The sequence below is a fragment of the Pseudomonas sp. JR33AA genome, from assembly GCF_021378985.1.
Taxonomy (GTDB): Bacteria; Pseudomonadota; Gammaproteobacteria; order Pseudomonadales; family Pseudomonadaceae; genus Aquipseudomonas; species Aquipseudomonas alloputida.
The window spans coordinates 14,437-32,212 of record NZ_JAJSAW010000005.1 but is presented as its reverse complement, the minus strand read 5'-3'; the positions used below and the strand labels follow the sequence as shown (position 1 = coordinate 32,212).

General features: G+C 61.7%; 21 protein-coding genes. 1 reads left to right on the top strand and 20 read right to left on the bottom strand.

Annotation, left to right across the window (positions count from 1 at the left end; all coding sequences use genetic code 11):
* Nucleotides 1-82: 82 nt before the first annotated feature.
* The 18 genes from bamB to trmJ all read right to left on the bottom strand — a co-directional run bounded on the left by bamB (nt 83) and on the right by trmJ (nt 15,064).
* Complete coding sequence (gene bamB, locus LVS58_RS10110; protein ID WP_003248513.1) at nt 83-1,225, bottom strand: outer membrane protein assembly factor BamB; 1,143 nt, start codon at nt 1,223-1,225, stop codon at nt 83-85.
* A complete protein-coding gene (locus tag LVS58_RS10105) occupies nt 1,226-1,867 on the bottom strand; it encodes a tetratricopeptide repeat protein (RefSeq protein ID WP_233690952.1) in 642 nt (213 codons plus the stop codon).
* Nucleotides 1,868-1,906: 39 nt separating this feature from the next.
* A complete protein-coding gene (hisS, locus tag LVS58_RS10100; RefSeq protein WP_233690951.1) occupies nt 1,907-3,196 on the bottom strand; it encodes a histidine--tRNA ligase in 1,290 nt (429 codons plus the stop codon).
* A gap of 25 nt (nt 3,197-3,221) precedes the next feature.
* Complete coding sequence (ispG, locus tag LVS58_RS10095; RefSeq protein WP_003248517.1) at nt 3,222-4,331, bottom strand: flavodoxin-dependent (E)-4-hydroxy-3-methylbut-2-enyl-diphosphate synthase; 1,110 nt, start codon at nt 4,329-4,331, stop codon at nt 3,222-3,224.
* Between the two features lie 3 nt (nt 4,332-4,334).
* A complete protein-coding gene (locus LVS58_RS10090; RefSeq protein WP_233690950.1) occupies nt 4,335-5,351 on the bottom strand; it encodes a RodZ domain-containing protein in 1,017 nt (338 codons plus the stop codon).
* Entirely contained in the window at nt 5,348-6,109 is a 762-nt protein-coding gene (gene pilW / locus LVS58_RS10085) for a type IV pilus biogenesis/stability protein PilW (RefSeq protein WP_233690949.1), read from the bottom strand. The genes LVS58_RS10090 and pilW overlap by 4 nt, the downstream gene beginning before the upstream one ends.
* Nucleotides 6,110-6,123: 14 nt before the next feature.
* The gene (rlmN, locus tag LVS58_RS10080) at nt 6,124-7,269 is read right to left on the bottom strand and encodes a 23S rRNA (adenine(2503)-C(2))-methyltransferase RlmN (protein WP_003248524.1); all 1,146 of its coding nucleotides are present in this window, start codon (nt 7,267-7,269) and stop codon (nt 6,124-6,126) included.
* Nucleotides 7,270-7,297: 28 nt separating this feature from the next.
* Nucleotides 7,298-7,723: a nucleoside-diphosphate kinase gene (gene ndk, locus LVS58_RS10075; protein ID WP_108191799.1), complete on the bottom strand. Its 426-nt coding sequence runs from the start codon at nt 7,721-7,723 to the stop codon at nt 7,298-7,300.
* Nucleotides 7,724-7,811: 88 nt separating this feature from the next.
* Nucleotides 7,812-8,012 carry a Fe-S cluster assembly protein IscX gene (gene iscX, locus LVS58_RS10070; RefSeq protein WP_003248529.1) on the bottom strand — a complete coding sequence of 67 codons (201 nt, stop codon included), beginning with the start codon at nt 8,010-8,012 and terminating at the stop codon, nt 7,812-7,814.
* 10 nt (nt 8,013-8,022) lie between these two features.
* Nucleotides 8,023-8,364: an ISC system 2Fe-2S type ferredoxin gene (fdx, locus tag LVS58_RS10065; RefSeq protein ID WP_233690948.1), complete on the bottom strand. Its 342-nt coding sequence runs from the start codon at nt 8,362-8,364 to the stop codon at nt 8,023-8,025.
* A gap of 3 nt (nt 8,365-8,367) precedes the next feature.
* The gene (hscA, locus tag LVS58_RS10060; RefSeq protein ID WP_161774104.1) at nt 8,368-10,230 is read right to left on the bottom strand and encodes a Fe-S protein assembly chaperone HscA; all 1,863 of its coding nucleotides are present in this window, start codon (nt 10,228-10,230) and stop codon (nt 8,368-8,370) included.
* 43 nt (nt 10,231-10,273) lie between these two features.
* Nucleotides 10,274-10,795, bottom strand: a complete 522-nt coding sequence (gene hscB / locus LVS58_RS10055) for a co-chaperone HscB (protein ID WP_010952065.1) — start codon at nt 10,793-10,795, stop codon at nt 10,274-10,276.
* A gap of 8 nt (nt 10,796-10,803) precedes the next feature.
* The gene (iscA, locus tag LVS58_RS10050) at nt 10,804-11,127 is read right to left on the bottom strand and encodes an iron-sulfur cluster assembly protein IscA (protein ID WP_003248536.1); all 324 of its coding nucleotides are present in this window, start codon (nt 11,125-11,127) and stop codon (nt 10,804-10,806) included.
* Between the two features lie 28 nt (nt 11,128-11,155).
* Nucleotides 11,156-11,542, bottom strand: coding sequence for a Fe-S cluster assembly scaffold IscU (gene iscU, locus LVS58_RS10045; RefSeq protein ID WP_003248539.1), 387 nt, complete (start codon nt 11,540-11,542; stop codon nt 11,156-11,158).
* A gap of 46 nt (nt 11,543-11,588) precedes the next feature.
* Nucleotides 11,589-12,803, bottom strand: a complete 1,215-nt coding sequence (locus LVS58_RS10040; protein ID WP_003248541.1) for an IscS subfamily cysteine desulfurase — start codon at nt 12,801-12,803, stop codon at nt 11,589-11,591.
* Nucleotides 12,804-12,848: 45 nt separating this feature from the next.
* The gene (gene iscR / locus LVS58_RS10035; protein ID WP_003248542.1) at nt 12,849-13,340 is read right to left on the bottom strand and encodes a Fe-S cluster assembly transcriptional regulator IscR; all 492 of its coding nucleotides are present in this window, start codon (nt 13,338-13,340) and stop codon (nt 12,849-12,851) included.
* A gap of 179 nt (nt 13,341-13,519) precedes the next feature.
* A complete protein-coding gene (gene cysE, locus LVS58_RS10030; protein WP_233690947.1) occupies nt 13,520-14,305 on the bottom strand; it encodes a serine O-acetyltransferase in 786 nt (261 codons plus the stop codon).
* 3 nt (nt 14,306-14,308) lie between these two features.
* Entirely contained in the window at nt 14,309-15,064 is a 756-nt protein-coding gene (gene trmJ, locus LVS58_RS10025) for a tRNA (cytosine(32)/uridine(32)-2'-O)-methyltransferase TrmJ (RefSeq protein WP_233690946.1), read from the bottom strand.
* A 151-nt stretch (nt 15,065-15,215) separates the two neighbouring features.
* Between trmJ and suhB the strand changes: the two genes are divergently transcribed.
* Entirely contained in the window at nt 15,216-16,034 is an 819-nt protein-coding gene (gene suhB, locus LVS58_RS10020; RefSeq protein WP_003248548.1) for a type III secretion system regulator SuhB, read from the top strand.
* 168 nt (nt 16,035-16,202) lie between these two features.
* On the opposite strand, the gene LVS58_RS10015 is transcribed toward suhB, so the two are convergent.
* Nucleotides 16,203-16,745, bottom strand: a complete 543-nt coding sequence (locus LVS58_RS10015) for a glycine zipper 2TM domain-containing protein (RefSeq protein ID WP_003248550.1) — start codon at nt 16,743-16,745, stop codon at nt 16,203-16,205.
* Between the two features lie 121 nt (nt 16,746-16,866).
* Nucleotides 16,867-17,775, bottom strand: coding sequence for a protein translocase subunit SecF (secF, locus tag LVS58_RS10010; protein WP_012051244.1), 909 nt, complete (start codon nt 17,773-17,775; stop codon nt 16,867-16,869).
* Between the last annotated feature and the right edge of the window lies 1 nt (nt 17,776).

Below are 17,776 nucleotides of genomic sequence, written 5' to 3'. Positions count from 1 at the left end.
GGCCGCTGCAAGGCAGCGGCCGGAGTTTGGGCGGCGTGTCCTACGCCGCGGCTTGAAGCCCGCCAAGGCTTCAAGCATAGCTTCAGCGGATGGTCAGTGCCTCGAGCTTGCCGCTGTTGCCGAAGACATAGATGGTGTCACCGACCACAAGTGGGCGGGCGCGCAGGCCATCGCTGTCGATACGCTCACGGCCGACGAAGCGGCCATCCACCTGGCTCAGCAGGTGCAGGTAACCTTCAAAGTCACCCACGGCCACGTAGCTGCTGAACACTTCAGGGGCGGTCAACTGGCGGCGAGCCATGCTGTCGTTGCTCCACAGGGCACTGGAAGAGCGCTCATCCACACCTTCCACGGTACCCGAGGCTTCGCTGACGTAGACGTTACCGAAGCCCTGAGCGACACCCACATAGCTGGAAGCATCGCGCTGCCACAGCTCGCGGCCGCTTTCCAGGTCCAGGCCCGCTACACGGCCCTGGTAGGTGCTGACGTACAGGGTACCACCAGACAGCAGCAAGCCGCCGTCGATATCAACCACACGGTCCAGCTCGGAACGGCCCTTCGGGATGGCCACGCGGCTTTCCCACACCGGCACACCGTTGTTGATGTCAACCGCGACCACTTTGCCGGTAGACAGGCCGGCAACAGCCAGGCGGTTGGTGGCGATTGGCGCACCGGTGCCACGCAGCGTCAGCACGGCCGGGGAGTTTTCGTAGATCCAACGGCGGTCGCCAGTGGCGGCATCCAGACCGATCAGGCGGTCGTCCTGGGTCTGCACCACTACCACGTCACCGTTGTTGGCAGGCGGGGCCAGCACTTCGCTGGTCACGCGCGAGCGCCAACGCTCCTCACCGGTGCTGGAGTCCAGGGCAATGACTTCACCCTTGAGGGTACCGAGCATGACCAGGCCATAACCTACGCCAACTGCGCCGGAAACCTGCAGCTCCAGGTCCTTCTTCCACACCACGTCACCGGTGATGCGATCAAGGGCAAAGACTTCGCCGTTGACGTCGGAAGCGTAGATGCGGTCGTTCTCGATGGCCGGTACCAGGGTGTTGTAGGTTTCACCCTGGCCGTCACCGATCGAACGGCTCCACTGCTTCTTCAGCACCACTTCCTCGGTGAACTTGGTCAGCTCGGCCGGGGGCAGTTCCTTCTTGCTGTTGCTGCTGCAACCTGCGGCCAGTACGGCCAGGGTCAGCACTGCTGCATGTTTCCAACCGATCACTTACGCGTCCCCTTTAGCCAGGTCATCCAGCTTCAATTGCAGGCCACCGACCGCCGCGTCATCGGACAGCGCAGCCTTGGCTTTTTCGTAAGCGCTGTGTGCGTCGTCGGCGCGACCCAGCTGCACCAGCAGGTCACCCTTCAACTCTTCACGGCTAGCCAGGAAGGCTTTGTCGGCGTCGCCGTCGAGCAACTTGAGGGCATCCTCGGCCTTGTTCTGGGCTGCCAGTACGCGCGCCAGACGCTGACGCGAAATCTCGCCCAGGGTAACGTCGGCCGGTTTGTCCAGCACGCTTTTCAGCTCGGCTGCGGCGTCATCGAGCTTGCCGCTGTCGACCGCGACCTTGGCCACGAACAGGCTGCCGTACTGGGCGTAAGCGGTGCCGCCAAACTCGCTCTTGAGCTTGCCGGCCAGTTCCGCGACCTTGGTGGCGTCCGGTTGGCCGGTCGGTGTCAGGCTGGTTTCAATCAGTGCCTGATACAACTGCGAGGCACCTTGCGACTGGTTGCTCTGGTACTTGTGCCAGGTATTCCAGCCCAACACCACCACGCCAGCCAGCAATGCACCGGTCAGCAGCGGCTTGCCGTTGCGGTTCCACCAGTCCTTGACCCCTGCCAGGTCATCATCATCGGTACTCGACACCCCAATACTCCTTTTCGCCTATTCGCTTGTTGAACCGCGTTACGCCTGCGCGATCGCGGTTTCCAGGTGCTCTGCAAGAGCATCCCAGGCAATGTTCTGTTGTTCGCCCTGGCCACGCAGGGGCTTCACGCCGATCTCTTGCTTGGCCAGCTCGTCGTCGCCGAGGATCAGGGCGAACAGTGCACCGCTCTTGTCGGCTTTCTTGAACTGGCTCTTGAAGCTGCCACCACCGGCGTTGACGGCCAGGCGCAGGCCCGGCAAGCGGTCGCGCAGGCCTTCGGACAGGCGCAGGCCAGCCAGTTCCGCCTGCTCGCCAAAGGCGCACAGGTAAACGTCGATCTGGCGGTTGATGGACTCCGGCACCTTGCCCAGGGTTTCCAACAGCAGGATCAGGCGCTCGATGCCCATGGCGAAACCAACGCCAGTGGTCGGCTTGCCACCCATCTGCTCGACCAGGCCGTCGTAACGGCCACCGGCGCACACCGTGCCCTGGGCGCCGAGCTTGTCGGTTACCCACTCGAACACGGTCTTGCTGTAATAGTCCAGGCCACGTACCAGCTTGGTGTTGATCACGAACGGAATACCGGCAGCGTCCAGGCGGGCCTTGAGGCCTTCGAAGTGCACGCGCGACGCTTCGTCCAGGTAGTCTTCCAGCTTCGGCGCCCCAACCAGCACCGCCTGGGTGTTCTGGTCTTTGCTGTCGAGGATGCGCAGCGGGTTGCTCTTCAGACGGCGCTGGCTGTCTTCGTCCAACTGCTCCAGGCGCGCCGAGAGGAACTCGACCAGCGCGTCTCGGTAGCGTGCGCGGGCTTCACTGGTGCCCAGGCTATTGAGCTCCAGCTTGACCGCGTCCTGGATGCCCAGCAGGCCCCACAGGCGCCAGGTCAGCATGATCAGCTCGGCATCGATGTCCGGGCCGTCCAGGTTGAACACTTCCACGCCAATCTGGTGGAACTGACGGTAGCGGCCCTTCTGTGGGCGCTCGTGGCGGAACATCTGGCCGATGTACCACAGCTTCTGCACCTGACCGTTGCCGGTGATGCCGTGCTCGAGCACCGCTCGCACGCAGGCCGCGGTGCCTTCAGGGCGCAGGGTCAGCGAATCGCCGTTGCGGTCCTCGAAGGTGTACATCTCTTTTTCGACGATGTCGGTCACTTCACCGATCGAGCGTTTGAACAGCTCGGTGAACTCGACGATCGGCGTGCGGATCTGGCTGTACCCGTAGGTGTCCAGCAGGCCGGCCACGGTGCCTTCGAAGTAGCGCCACAGCGGCGACTGTTCTGGCAGGATGTCGTTCATGCCACGGATGGCTTGCAGCGATTTGCTCACGAAAAGTCCTTACGAATTCGGTGTGTCAGCCACGGACGATCAGCGCCGCGTCGGCTTCGGCCTTTTCGGCCGCTTTCTGGCGGATGAGCTTTTCCAGCTCATCGACCAGGTTGTCATTGGTCAGTTTCTGCGCAGGCTTGCCGTCGATGTAGATCAGGTTCGGCGTGCCGCCGGTCAACCCTACATGGGCTTCCTTGGCTTCACCGGGGCCGTTGACCACGCAACCGATCACCGCCACATCCAGCGGTACCAGCAGGTCCTCCAGGCGCCCTTCCAGCTCGTTCATGGTCTTGACCACATCGAAGTTCTGCCGCGAGCAGCTCGGGCAGGCGATGAAGTTGATGCCACGCGAACGTAGATGCAGCGACTTGAGGATGTCGTAGCCCACTTTCACTTCTTCGACCGGGTCGGCCGCCAGCGAGATGCGGATGGTATCGCCAATACCCTCGGCCAGCAGCATACCGAGGCCGACGGCGGACTTCACCGTCCCCGAACGCAGGCCACCGGCTTCAGTGATGCCCAAGTGCAGCGGTTGTACGATCTGCTTGGCCAGCAGACGGTAGGCTTCGACAGCCATGAACACGTCCGAGGCCTTGACGCTGACCTTGAAGTCCTGGAAATCCAGGCGGTCGAGATGCTCGACATGGCGCAGGGCCGACTCGACCAGTGCGGCCGGGGTCGGTTCGCCGTACTTTTTCTGCAGGTCTTTTTCCAGCGAACCGGCGTTGACCCCGATACGAATCGGAATGCCACGGTCGCGGGCGGCATCGACCACGGCGCGCACACGGTCTTCCCGGCCGATGTTGCCCGGGTTGATCCGCAGGCAATCAACGCCCAGTTCGGCAACGCGCAGGGCGATCTTGTAGTCGAAATGGATGTCGGCGACCAGCGGCACGCTGACCCGTTGCTTGATCTTGCCAAACGCTTCGGCGGCGTCCATGTCCGGCACCGAGACGCGCACGATGTCCACGCCGGCATCGACCAGACGCTGGATTTGCGCCACGGTAGCAGCGACATCGTTGGTGTCGGTGTTGGTCATGCTCTGCACCGCGATGGGCGCATCACCGCCCACCGGCACATTGCCAACCCAGATTTTGCGGGATTCGCGACGTTTGATCGGAGATTCGCCGTGCATGACTTACTGTCCCAACTTCAGGCGAGCAGTCTCGCCACTGGTGAACGGGGCAACATCGACGGCCTGGCCGTTGTAGCTGACCTGGGCGCCCCGGGCAAAGCCCAGGCGTACCGCGAATGGCGGCTTGCCGGTCAGCTCGAGGTTGTCCCCCTTGCGCTTGATGGCGCTGAACAGCACCTTGCCGTTGCCGTCGCTGACCTGGGTCCAGCAATCGGCGGTGAACTGGATGGCGACCTTGGCGCTGCCAGCGGGCACCGCGGCAGGCTCGGCGGCCGCCACGACCGGTGCAGGCGCAGGTGCAGCAGAGGCCTGTACCGGAGCAGTAACAGGTGCAGGCGAAGCAGCAGGTGCGGGTTGCACAGGCGCTTGCTGTGCTGGAGCAGGCGCTGCGGCAAAGGTGGCCTGCGAGCTTAGCGGCGCTTGTTCAGCGGCAGCAGGCTGCTCGGCAGCGCCCTGCTCCAGCGCCAGCGGCGCACTTTCAGGCTGCTGGCCAGCGGAAACGGCCTGGTCTTCCGGCTCATCGAGCGGGTGAATCTGTGTGGTGCCGTCGGCGCTTTCGACCTCGACGTGCTCCAGGGCAATCTTGGCCAGGTCCTTGCCCCGCAGGCTGCCCTGGTCCTGCCACCAGAAAAAGCCACCACCGACCACAGCCACCAGCAACACCAGGCTGACGCCGCGCAGGATGTTGTGCGACAGACGCACAGGCTCTTCGATACGGCCCAGCGAATGCACCTCGCTGCCTTTGGCGTGGGTACCTGTGTAACGGTCGAAGGCGTCTACCAGGGCGGCCTGGTCGAGGTCCATCAGCTTGGCGTAGGCACGAATGTAGCCACGCGCAAAAGTATGCCCGGGCAGCTTGTCGAAGGCGCCGGTTTCCACGTGGTTCAACGAACTGACAGTGAGGTTGAGCTTGCGGGCCACCTCGGCTTGAGACCAGTCCCGTTTCTCACGGGCCAGGCGCAAAAGCTCACCGGGGTTCTGGCCAGGCGCTACTGCTACTTCGGGGTGCGCGGCGTTCATCGTTGCTCCGACAGGTATTGCTGGTATTCCGGCGTACCGGGATAAAGTCGTTGTAATTGCTGGCCCAATTCGGCCAGTGCGCCCTGCTCGTCGAACACCCTGGCAAGGCGGCTGCCCAGCAGCAGGCTACGGGCGTCGTGGTCGCTCAACTGGCTGAAACGATCGTAGTAGTCCCGGGCCGGCACATAATGCCTGTTTTCGTAGGACAACTCAGCCATTTCCAGCAACGCTTTTGGTTGCCGCTGGTTGAGTTGCAACGCTTTCAACAAATACGCGTGCGCCTGATCGCGGCGTTCGAGCCTCAGGGCGGTCAGGCCCAGATTCTCGTACACGCGTGAGCGCTCAGGATACAGGGTATCGGCACTGGCCAGGCGAAACATCTGCTTGGCCTCGGCAAATCGCCCCTGAGCATAAAGGAAACTGCCGTAATTGTTGCGAATTCGCGTGTCACCACGGCTTATCAGCAAGGCCTTGCGAAAGTGTGCTTCGGCCAGCGGCGGCTCGCCTTCGGCTTGAAACACTACCGCCAGGGCGGCGTGCGCATCGACATCCTGGTCATTCAGCGCCAGGGCCTTTCCCAGCGGCGCCTTGGCCTGTTCGGTCAAACCTTGTTGCAAATAACCCAGGCCAAGCTGCACATAAGCCCGCCCCGCCTCCACCCTGCCCTGGCGGCTGGCCAAGGGGTCGCTCGCGCCGCCCGACACGCAGCCGGCCAGCAGCAAAAGCGCAAGGATCGACAGCGCGGCGCGCAGGCTCATGGGCAAGGTACCTGTCAGTGGCTGGCGGCGCTGTCTGGCAGTTCGACGTCCGCAGAAAGCTGGCGAACTGCGATATAGCGCTCACTGCGGCGAGTACGGTCATTGACCTGGCCGACCAGCTGGCCACAGGCCGCGTCGATGTCGTCGCCGCGCGTGGTACGGGTGGTGACGTTGAAGCCACCGTGGTGCAGCAGATCCTGGAAGCGACGAATGGCGTTGTTGCTCGGTCGCTCGTAGCCCGAATGCGGGAACGGGTTGAACGGGATCAGGTTGATCTTGCAGGGCACATCGCGCAACAGTTCGATCATCTGCGCGGCATGCTCGGGCTGGTCGTTGACGTCCTTGAGCAGGGTGTACTCGACGGTGAGCACGCGCTTGCCGCCCAAGGTGGACATGTAGCCCATGCACGATTCCAGCAGCATCTTCAGCGGGTACTTCTTGTTGATCGGCACCAGCTTGTTGCGCAGCTCATCGTTCGGCGCATGCAGCGACAGCGCCAGCGACACGTCGATGTGCTTGGCCAGCTCGTCGATCATCGGCACCACGCCCGAGGTGGACAAGGTGACACGACGCTTGGAAATGCCATAGCCAAGGTCATCCATCATGATTTTCATGGCGGCAATGACGTTGTCGAAGTTCAGCAAGGGCTCGCCCATGCCCATCATGACCACGTTGGTAATCGCGCGGTCGACTTTGGCAGGAACGGTCCCGAAGGATTTGTTGGCAAGCCACACCTGGCCGATCACTTCGGCGGCAGTGAGGTTGCTGTTGAAGCCTTGCTTGCCGGTGGAGCAGAAGCTGCAGTCCAGGGCACAGCCGGCTTGCGACGATACGCACAGGGTGCCGCGGTCGTCGGTTGGGATATAGACGGTCTCGACGCAGCTGCCGGAGGCAACGCGGATCACCCATTTACGGGTGCCGTCGGCGGAAATGTCTTCACTGACCACTTCCGGTGGGCGTATTTCGGCAACGGCCTCGAGCTTTTCGCGCAAGACCTTGCCTACGTTGGTCATGGCCGCAAAGTCGGACACGCCAAAATGGTGAATCCATTTCATCACCTGGCCGGCACGGAAGCGCTTTTCCCCGATAGAGTCGAAGAATTGTTCCATTTCCGGCTGGGTCAGACCCAACAGGTTGATTTTGCCAGTAGATGTCGTCATGGATTCACCCTCACCCGTAAGCTTTCGCTTAGCGAGTGGTTACCTCGGTAGCAGCGAAGAAGTAAGCGATTTCGCGAGCAGCAGCAGCTTCGGAGTCCGAACCGTGAACGGCGTTGGCGTCGATCGACTCGGCGAAGTCAGCGCGGATGGTGCCGGCAGCAGCTTCTTTAGGGTTGGTAGCGCCCATCAGCTCACGGTTCTTGGCAATGGCGTTCTCGCCTTCCAGAACCTGGACAACGACCGGACCGGAAGTCATGAAGGCAACCAGGTCAGCGAAGAAGCCGCGCTCGCTGTGCTCAGCGTAGAAGCCTTCGGCTTCGGCTTTGGACAGTTGCTTCATTTTCGAGGCAACGATTTTCAGGCCGGCTTCTTCGAAGCGAGTGGTGATCTTGCCGATGACGTTTTTGGCAACAGCGTCAGGCTTGATGATGGAGAAAGTACGTTGAACAGCCATGGAAAACTCCAGAATATGAGTGTTACGAAAAATTAAACCCGCGAATTATACGCGGGTTCCGGGGGATTGCCTAACCTGCAAGTGACGCTTAGTCGGCTTCGTCGATCCAGGCGGCCTGGATTGCCTCGAGCACTTTCTCACCGCCGCGGGACGGATCGTCGCTGAACTCTGGCAATGCCAGCACCCAACGGTGCAGGTCCACGAAATTCACATAGCGAGGATCGACCTCAGGCTTGCTTTCTGCAAGCTGGATTGCGATCTCAAGTACATCAACCCATTTCAGACTCATGTACAGGCCCTCAGTGCGGTGCTTCGGCAGCATGGTTGAGCGAATACTTGGGGATCTCGATGGTCAGGTCTTCGTCAGCGACGAAAACCTGGCAACCCAGGCGCGATTGCGCTTCCAGGCCCCAGGCTTTGTCCAGCATGTCCTCTTCCAGCTCGTCAGCCTCTTCGAGCGAATCGAAGCCCTTGCGCACGATGCAGTGGCAAGTGGTACAAGCCTTGACGCCGCCGCAAGCGCTTTCCATCTCGATGTGGTGGTCGTGGGCCAATTCCAGGATGTTGGTCCCAGGCGCCACCTCCACGGTCAGCCCCTCGGGGCAGAACTTCTCATGCGGCAGGAATGTCACCAGCGGCATCGATTACTCCTCGATCTCATTCAGGTTGCGCCCGGCCAGTGCGGCTTTTACCGTCGAATCAAGGCGACGGGCGGCAAATGCATCGGTCACCTGCGACAGACGCTTGGTCTGTTGCTCGATGGCTGCGCCATCGGTGCCGGCCAGCAAATCACGTAGTTCTTGCATCTGGAATTCGATGGCGTCGCGCTCGTCGCTGCTGAGCAGGCGCTCGCCGTCGGCGTCCAGGGCGCCCTGTACCGCTTCGAGCAGCCGCTCGCCATCTACCTGATGCTCACGCAGCTGGCGGGCGTGCTTGTCGGAACCGGCGTGTTCGAAGGAGTCCTTGAGCATGCGGGCGATTTCGCCATCGGTAAGGCCGTAGGACGGCTTGACCTGAATGCTGGCTTCAACGCCCGAACCCAGCTCGCGGGCAGCGACGCTGAGCAGGCCATCGGCATCCACCTGAAAGGTGACGCGGATTTTCGCGGCACCGGCAACCATGGCCGGAATGCCGCGCAGCTCGAAGCGGGCCAGCGAACGGCAGTCACTGATCAGCTCGCGCTCGCCCTGCAGGACGTGGATCATCATGGCCGACTGGCCGTCTTTGTACGTGGTGAACTCCTGAGCGCGCGCCACCGGAATGGTGGTGTTACGCGGAATCACCTTCTCCATCAGCCCGCCCATGGTCTCAAGACCAAGCGACAGCGGGATGACATCGAGCAGCAGCAGCTCGCCACCTTCGCGGCGGTTGCCGGCCAGGGTGTCGGCCTGGATGGCGGCACCGATGGCCACCACCTGGTCTGGGTCGATCGAGGTCAGCGGGGTGCGCCCGAACAGCGCACCCACGGCCTCACGCACACGCGGCACGCGGGTCGAACCACCGACCATGACCACGGCGCTGACCTCTTCCAGCTCAACGCCACTGTCGCGCACGGCGCGGCGGCAAGCCTTCAGGCTGCGGGCAACCAATGGCTCAATCATGGCTTCGAAGGCGCTGCGGGTCAGCTCACCGTGCCAGGCACCGTGGCTGACGCTGACCACGTCAGCGTCGGTCAGGGCTTCCTTGGCGGCGCAGGCGGTTTGCAGCAGCGCGCGCTGGGTAGCGGGGTCGAGGTCAGACGACAAACCAGCCTGCTCGATGATCCAGCCGGCAATCGTGTGATCGAAGTCATCGCCCCCAAGGGCGGTATCACCCCCGGTGGCCAGCACTTCGAACACGCCAGCGGTCAGGCGCAGGATGGAAATATCGAAAGTGCCGCCGCCCAGATCATAGATAGCCACCACGCCTTCGGCGTTCTGGTCCAGGCCGTAGGCCACGGCAGCCGCAGTCGGTTCGTTGAGCAGGCGCAGCACGTTCAGGCCGGCCAGACGCGCAGCGTCCTTGGTAGCCTGACGCTGGGCGTCATCGAAATAGGCCGGCACGGTGATCACCGCGCCTACCAGCTCGCCACCCAAGGTAGCTTCGGCACGTTCGCGCAACACCTTCAGGATGTCGGCAGACACTTCCACAGGGCTTTTCGGCCCCTGCACGGTGTCGATGAACGGCATGTGCGATTCACCACCCACAAAGCGGTATGGCAGTTGCTCGCCCAGCTGCTTGACGTCGGCCAGGCCGCGCCCCATCAGGCGCTTGACCGACAGCACGGTGTTCAACGGGTCGCTGGAGGCAGCGTCACGCGCGGCCTGCCCCACTTCGTTGCGCCCTTCGAGGTAGCGCACCGCGGACGGCAGAATGACGTTACCCTGCGCGTCGGGCAGGGGCTCGCTACGGCCGCTGCGCAGCGCAGCGACCATTGAGTTGGTGGTGCCCAGGTCGATCCCAACCGCCAGGCGGCGCTGGTGCGGCTGAGGGCTTTGACCGGGTTCGGCAATCTGCAGTAGGGCCATGCTTATCTGAATACCTTAGGTGCCATCACGGGCAGCACCGGGGTTAATCGTCGAGGCGCTCTTCCAGTTGGCGCACTTCTTGGGCGAGCTTGTCGAGGAACTGCATGCGGCGCATCAGGCGTTCAGCCTTGTCGCGCTCGCCCGGGGCATCCCAGCAGCCGGCAAAGTCCTCATTCAGCGTGTCCTGGGCGGCCTTCAGGCGCTTCTTGAACACGCCGACACCGTCAAGGTCGGCTTCATCCTGCAGTTCTTCGAGCTCTTCACGCCACTGCATCTGCTGCAGCAGGAAGTCAGGGTCGTGGACCGTGACTTCCTGGGGCACTTCGTGGCCGCTGATGGCCAGCAGGTAGCGCGCGCGACGCGGCGCACTGCGCAGCGTCTGGTAAGCGTCGTTGAGGGCCGCGGATTTTTCCAGCGCTATACGCTGCTCGCGCTCGGAGGCGTCGGCAAAGCGGTCAGGATGGACTTCGCGGGCCAGCTCGCGGTAGCGAGTGGCCAGCTTGTCGAGATCCAGACGGAAGCTTGGCTGGAGGTCAAACAATGCGTAATGACAAGGAGTACCCACAGCCAGCCTCAAACGTTGAAGCTTTCGCCGCAGCCACACTCACCGCGCACGTTGGGGTTGTTGAACTTGAAGCCTTCGTTCAACCCTTCCTTGACGAAATCCAGCTCGGTGCCGTCGAGGTAGACCAGGCTCTTGGGATCGATGATCACCTTGACGCCATGGTTTTCGAACACCTGGTCTTCGTCCGCCAGTTCGTCGACGAATTCCAGCACGTAGGCCAGACCCGAGCAACCGGTGGTGCGCACGCCCAGGCGAATGCCCTCACCTTTGCCGCGCCCGTCGAGGGAGCGGCGAATGTGGTTGGCGGCGGCTTCTGTCATGCTGATAGCCATCAGAACTCCTTACCTTGCAACAGGCGACTTAGATCAAGCCTTTCTTCTGCTTGTAGTCGCGTACGGCTGCCTTGATGGCATCTTCGGCGAGTACCGAGCAGTGAATCTTGACCGGCGGCAGCGCCAGCTCTTCGGCCAGTTGGGTATTCTTGATGGTTTCGGCCTCGTCCAGGGTCTTGCCCTTCATCCACTCGGTGGCGAGGGAACTGGAAGCGATGGCCGAACCGCAGCCGTAGGTCTTGAACTTGGCGTCTTCGATAACGCCCTGCTCGTTGACCTTGATCTGCAGGCGCATTACATCACCGCAGGCCGGGGCGCCGACCATGCCGGTGCCGACATCCGGGTCTTCGGCATTCATCTTGCCGACGTTACGCGGATTTTCGTAGTGGTCGATGACCTTTTCACTGTATGCCATGGTGCAATTCCTTCCTCATCAGGGAGCCGCTCTTGCCGGCGACTGCTTAGTGGGCGGCCCACTCGATCTTGGAGATGTCAACGCCGTCTTTGTACATATCCCACAGCGGCGACAGCTCACGCAGTTTGTTGACGGCCTCGCAGACTTTCTGCGCGGCGTAGTCGACTTCTTCTTCGGTGGTGAAACGGCCGAAGGAGAAGCGGATCGAGCTGTGCGCCAGCTCGTCGTTGCGGCCCAGAGCACGCAGTACGTAGGACGGCTCGAGCGATGCGGAGGTACAGGCCGAACCGGACGATACGGCGATGTCTTTCAGCGACATCAGCAGCGATTCGCCTTCGACGTAGTTGAAGCTCAGGTTCAGGTTGTGCGGTACACGTGCTGTCTGGCTGCCGTTGACGTACAGCTCTTCAAGGTTCGAGACCTGCTTGAAGAAGCGGTCGCTCAGAGCCTTGATGCGTGCGTTTTCTGCAACCATTTCCTGCTTGGCAATGGCGAAGGCTTCGCCCATGCCGACGATCTGGTGGGTCGGCAAGGTGCCCGAACGCATGCCGCGCTCATGACCGCCGCCGTGAATGATGGCTTCGAGACGCACACGCGGCTTGCGGCTGACGTACAGTGCGCCGATGCCTTTAGGGCCGTAGACCTTGTGCGCCGAGAACGACATCAGGTCGACTTTCAGCTTTTGCAGGTCGATTTCGACCTTGCCGGCCGACTGGGCCGCGTCGACATGGAACAGTACGCCGCGCGAACGGGTCAGTTCACCGATGGCGGCGATGTCGTTGATCGAGCCGACTTCGTTGTTCACATGCATCAGCGAGACCAGGATGGTGTCGTCGCGCAACACCGCTTCTACCATGGCCGGGGTGACGATGCCGTCTTCGCCTGGCTCCAGGTAAGTGACTTCAAAACCTTCGCGCTCGAGCTGGCGAGCGGTATCCAGGACCGCCTTGTGCTCGATCTTGGAGGTAATGATGTGCTTGCCCTTGGTCTGATAGAAGTGCGCGACACCTTTGAGCGCGAGGTTGTCGGACTCGGTGGCACCGCTGGTCCAGACGATTTCGCGCGGATCGGCGTTGATCAGCTCGGCAACCTGGCGGCGACCGTTCTCCACCGCTTCCTCGGCTTTCCAGCCAAAGACGTGGGAGCGCGAGGCCGGGTTACCGAAGTTCCCGTCGACCAGCAGGCAGTCGGCCATCTTCTGGGCTACGCGTGGATCGACCGGAGTGGTCGCAGAGTAATCAAGGTAGATCGGCAACTTCATTTGTCTCTCCTATCAGGCGGTGGCGTCGCTCGTCGTCCCAGGGGGTCAATCGACGGCTGACGTCTCAATCTTGTCCAGCTGGGCGGTTCGTCCTGCGACACGGCGCAGGTCCTGGCGCTGGGCGACTTCCTGCACATCACGGCGCTTGACGAGGTCGGCCAGGCTTATGCCGCTGAGGAATTCATGGATCTGCTGGCTGAGGTCGCACCACAGGTGGTGGGTCAGGCAGGTATCACCGGCATGGCAGTCCCCGAGCCCCTGGCAACGGGTGGCATCGACCGATTCGTTGACCGCGTCGATAACCTGGGCCACCTGGATGGTTTCCATGCCTCGCGATAGCTGGTAGCCACCGCCTGGACCGCGCACACTGGAAACCAGGCTGCTGCGGCGCAGCTTGGCGAACAGCTGCTCCAGATAAGAGAGGGAAATGCCCTGGCGCTCGGAAATATCGGCCAAAGACACCGGCCCATGCTTCGCGTGCAACGCCAGGTCGAGCATGGCGGTCACGGCGTATCGGCCTTTGGTAGTCAGTCGCATGGCTATTGGGTACCACGGGAGTTTCAGGATGTGTGCGAGTATGCGATTCCCGAGCATTTAAGTCAACTATTAGACCTACTGCTTTAGTCGGGTTTGCATCAGGGAGGCGGGCGCGATTGTAGCAGACGAGGGGCGTGAGCACACGCCCCGCATGTCACCATGACTTCAGTGCGGCGCGATCAATGCGGCTGAGTGTCGCGCTGGGCCACCTGGGCAACTTCGGTGAAGGCGTCCTCCGGCAAAGCCGGCAGTTCCTTGGCACAATAGTCACTGCCCATCTTGGTCAGCGCGCCACACATACCCTCCAACCGTTCGTCGACGGCCTGCAGATGGTCGAGCATCTGGCCGATGGCCCGGGCCACTGGGTCAGGCATGTCGCCACTGACACCATAGGCGTCAAAGCCGATCTTCTCGGCCATCGCCTTACGCTTGGCTTCGACTTCGGAGTCCTCGCTCTTGACGATGATCCGCCCCGGAATGCCTACCGCCGTAGCCCCGGCCGGCACCGCCTTGGTAACCACCGCATTGGAACCGATCTTGGCCCCGGCACCGACCGTGAAAGGCCCCAGCACCTTGGCACCCGCCCCTACCACCACGCCGTTTTCCAAGGTGGGGTGGCGCTTGCCCTTGTTCCAGCTGGTGCCACCAAGCGTCACCCCCTGGTACAGGGTGACGTCATCGCCGATCTCGGCGGTTTCGCCAATGACGATCCCCATACCGTGGTCGATGAAAAAGCGCCGGCCAATGGTTGCGCCAGGGTGGATTTCGATACCGGTCAGCCAGCGACCGAAGTTCGACACCAGCCGGGCCAGCCATTTGAAATCACGCCTCCACAGTGCATTGCCCAGGCGATGCAGCCAGATGGCATGCATGCCGGGGTAGCAGGTAAGCACCTCGAAGGCATTACGTGCAGCCGGGTCACGGTGAAATACGCTTTGAATATCTTCACGCAGGCGTTCGAACATCTGTCAGTCCTTCCGTTTATGCGGCTCGCCCCGGACCACTTTCTGGGTCTCGGTGAGGATGCCGCGCAAAATGCTCATTTCCGAACGCTCGACCGCCACCCGCCCATACAGCCGGCGCAGGCGCGGCATCAGGTGCTTGGGCTTTTCGGGGTCGAGGAAGCCGATACCCACCAGAGTTTTCTCCAGGTGGTCATAGAACAGCTCCATTTCATCCATGGTCGCCAGCTCAGCGGCGTCAACCTTCTCGACTTTGACCGGTGCTTCTCCGGCAGCCAGCCAGGCCATGCGTACCTCGTAGGAGAGCACCTGCACGGCAGCCGCCAGGTTCAGCGAACTGAAGTCGGGGTTGGAGGGAATGTGCACGTGGAAGTGACATCGCTGCAGTTCTTCGTTGGTCAGGCCGGCGTGCTCGCGCCCGAACACCAAGGCGATTTCCTCGCCGCCATTGGCATGTTCCACGGCCTTGGCACCGCATTCACGCGGGCCGATCAACGGCCAGGGAATGCTGCGCTCGCGGGCGCTGGTGCCCATCACCAGGTTGCAGCCGACCAGCGCCTGTTCGAGGCTGTCGACCACCTGGGCGTTGTCCAGCACATCGTCGGCGCCCGAAGCACGGGCACTGGCATCCACGGCGGGGAATTCTTTCGGCTGCACCAGCACCAGACGCGACAAGCCCATGTTTTTCATGGCACGCGCAGCGCCGCCGATGTTGCCGGGGTGGCTGGTATTGACCAGAACAACACGAATATTTTGCAGCAAGGTGTTGTGCTCACAGATGCAGGAATCAGGGCCTTCGATCTTACAGAACCGACAGACGTAACGCCATGAAAGCAAATGTGACACTTCTGCCGCCAAAGTTTTCTGCTAGAATGATCGGCTTTCTTCTTTAACATCTCCAGGTGACCCGCCCATGCAGCCTATGCTGAATATCGCCCTGCGCGCCGCTCGCAGCGCCAGTGAACTGATTTTCCGCTCCATCGAACGCCTGGATAGCATCAAGGTCGATGAGAAAGAGGCCAAGGACTACGTTTCCGAAGTCGATCGCGCCGCCGAGCAGAGCATCGTCAACGCCCTGCGCAAGGCCTACCCGAACCACTCCATCCAGGGCGAGGAAACCGGCCTGCACGCGGGTAGCGGCGAAGAAGGCAAGGATTACCTGTGGATCATCGATCCGCTGGACGGCACCACCAACTTCCTGCGCGGCATCCCGCACTTCGCCGTCAGCATTGCCTGCAAATACCGTGGCCGCCTTGAACACGCCGTGATCGTCGACCCGGTTCGCCAGGAAGAATTCACCGCCAGCCGTGGCCGTGGCGCCCAACTCAATGGCCGCCGCCTGCGCGTCAGCTCGCGCACCAGCCTGGAAGGCGCCCTACTGGGCACCGGCTTCCCGTTCCGTGATGGCCAGATGGCGGACATGGACAACTACCTGGGCATGTTCCGCGCCTTGACCGGCCAGACCGCCGGCATCCGCCGCGCCGGCTCCGCCAGCCTGGACCTGGCCTATGTGGCTGCTGGCCGCTTCGACGCCTTCTGGGAGTCGGGCCTGTCCGAATGGGACATGGCAGCTGGCGTACTGCTGATCCAGGAAGCCGGCGGCTTGGTGAGCGACTTCAACGGTGGCCACGACTTCCTCGACAAAGGCCACATCGTTGCAGGCAACATCAAGTGCTTCAAGGCAGTACTGACTGCCATTCAGCCGCACCTGCCAGAAAGCATGAAGCGCTAAGCGCAGATTGCGGGCAAACAAAAAGCACCTCTTGAGGTGCTTTTTTTGTGCCTGGTGGTTCTGTGTGGCCTGTGCCGGCTCTTCGCGGGTAAACCCGCTCCTACAGGGATCGCATTGCCACTGTAGGGGCGGGTTTACCCGCGAAGAGGCCAGCACAGACAACGCTAATTACTGACCCGCTTCGCTCAGGATCAACTTGCCATTCTTGTCCAGCGGAATGGTCGATCCCGGCTCGCGATCCATCTTCACCTTGCCGACCTGATCACCGATGGAATAGGTCACGTTGTAGCCCACCACCTTCTCGCTGATGTCATTGACCGTGTTGCAGCGGGTTTGCGTGGTTGTGTAGGTATCACGCTCCTGCATGCCTTCCTGCACCTTGTTACCGGCATAACCACCACCGACCGCACCGGCCACCGTGGCGATCTTCTTGCCGGTACCACCACCAATCTGGTTACCCAGCAAGCCACCGGCCAGCGCCCCCACGACGGTGCCGGCGATCTGATGCTGGTCCTTGACCGGCGCCTGGCGCGTAACAGTAACGTCCTTGCACACTTCGCGCGGGGTTTTCACCTGTTGCTTGATCGGCTGCACGTCGGTGACCTGGGCATACTCAGGCCCCTTGTTGACCAAGCTGTAGGTCGCGACAGCACCTCCGGCAGTCACACCGACAGCACCCAGTACCGCACCCACCAGCATTGATTTATTCACGTGGACCTCCTGATCGTACCAGCGGGTATCAACCCGCGCTTCTCCCAGCCTTGGAGCAAAAAAAAAGGCGCGAGTTCAATACTCGCGCCTTTTACACCGCCAGGCGGTGATGGACTAGCCCTTACGGACGGTCATCCACACCCTCGGCCTTGGTCGGCGGGATCAGGTCTTCGCTATTCAGGTTCAGCCAGATCAGCACCACGTTGGCGATATAGATCGACGAGTAGGTACCGGCCATGACACCAATGAACAGGGCCAGCGAGAAACCGAACAGGTTGTCGCCCCCGAAGAACAACAGCGCAGCAATGGCCAGCAAGGTCGAAACCGAAGTGGCGATGGTGCGCAGCAAGGTCTGGGTAGTGGAGACGTTGATGTTTTCGATCAGCGAAGCCTTGCGCATGACGCGGAAGTTTTCACGCACCCGGTCGAACACGACGATGGTGTCGTTCAGCGAGTAGCCGATGATCGCCAGCACCGCTGCCAACACCGTCAGATCGAAGGTGATCTGGAAGAACGACAGGATACCCAGGGTCACCACCACGTCGTGGATCAGCGAAACGATCGCCCCCACGGCAAACTTCCACTGAAAACGGAAGGCCAGGTAGATGAGAATACCGCCCAGGGCCAGGAGCATGCCCATACCACCCTGGTCGCGCAGCTCTTCTCCGACCTGCGGGCCGACGAACTCCACACGTTTGACTGTGGCCGGGTTGTCACCCCCGGCCTTTTGCAGCGCAGCAGCGACTTTGTTGCCCAACTGCGGGTCATCGCCTGGCATACGCACCAGCAAGTCAGTGGTAGCGCCAAAGCTCTGCACTACCGCCTCGTGGAAACCGGAATCGACCAACTCGGCACGCACTGCCTTGAGGTCGGCTGGGCGTTCGTAAGTCAGCTCGATCAGCGTGCCGCCGGTGAAGTCCAGGCCAAAGTTAAGGCCCTTCTGCCACCAGCTGAACAGCGCCAGCACGGTGAGGAGCACGGTAATGGCGAACGCAACATTGCGCACGCCCATGAAGTTGATGGTTTTCATC

Bases quoted from the DNA above. Each gene is read 5' to 3' on its own strand.
- ispG (WP_003248517.1), bottom strand. From the start codon at position 4,331: ATGCACGGCGAATCTCCGATCAAACGTCGCGAATCCCGCAAAATCTGG.
- LVS58_RS10090 (WP_233690950.1), bottom strand. From the start codon at position 5,351: ATGAACGCCGCGCACCCCGAAGTAGCAGTAGCGCCTGGCCAGAACCCC.
- pilW (WP_233690949.1), bottom strand. From the start codon at position 6,109: ATGAGCCTGCGCGCCGCGCTGTCGATCCTTGCGCTTTTGCTGCTGGCC.
- rlmN (WP_003248524.1), bottom strand. From the start codon at position 7,269: ATGACGACATCTACTGGCAAAATCAACCTGTTGGGTCTGACCCAGCCG.
- ndk (WP_108191799.1), bottom strand. From the start codon at position 7,723: ATGGCTGTTCAACGTACTTTCTCCATCATCAAGCCTGACGCTGTTGCC.
- iscX (WP_003248529.1), bottom strand. From the start codon at position 8,012: ATGAGTCTGAAATGGGTTGATGTACTTGAGATCGCAATCCAGCTTGCA.
- fdx (WP_233690948.1), bottom strand. From the start codon at position 8,364: ATGCCGCTGGTGACATTCCTGCCGCATGAGAAGTTCTGCCCCGAGGGG.
- hscA (WP_161774104.1), bottom strand. From the start codon at position 10,230: ATGGCCCTACTGCAGATTGCCGAACCCGGTCAAAGCCCTCAGCCGCAC.
- iscA (WP_003248536.1), bottom strand. From the start codon at position 11,127: ATGGCTATCAGCATGACAGAAGCCGCCGCCAACCACATTCGCCGCTCC.
- iscU (WP_003248539.1), bottom strand. From the start codon at position 11,542: ATGGCATACAGTGAAAAGGTCATCGACCACTACGAAAATCCGCGTAAC.
- LVS58_RS10040 (WP_003248541.1), bottom strand. From the start codon at position 12,803: ATGAAGTTGCCGATCTACCTTGATTACTCTGCGACCACTCCGGTCGAT.
- iscR (WP_003248542.1), bottom strand. From the start codon at position 13,340: ATGCGACTGACTACCAAAGGCCGATACGCCGTGACCGCCATGCTCGAC.
- cysE (WP_233690947.1), bottom strand. From the start codon at position 14,305: ATGTTCGAACGCCTGCGTGAAGATATTCAAAGCGTATTTCACCGTGAC.
- suhB (WP_003248548.1), top strand. From the start codon at position 15,216: ATGCAGCCTATGCTGAATATCGCCCTGCGCGCCGCTCGCAGCGCCAGT.
- secF (WP_012051244.1), bottom strand. From the start codon at position 17,775: ATGAAAACCATCAACTTCATGGGCGTGCGCAATGTTGCGTTCGCCATT.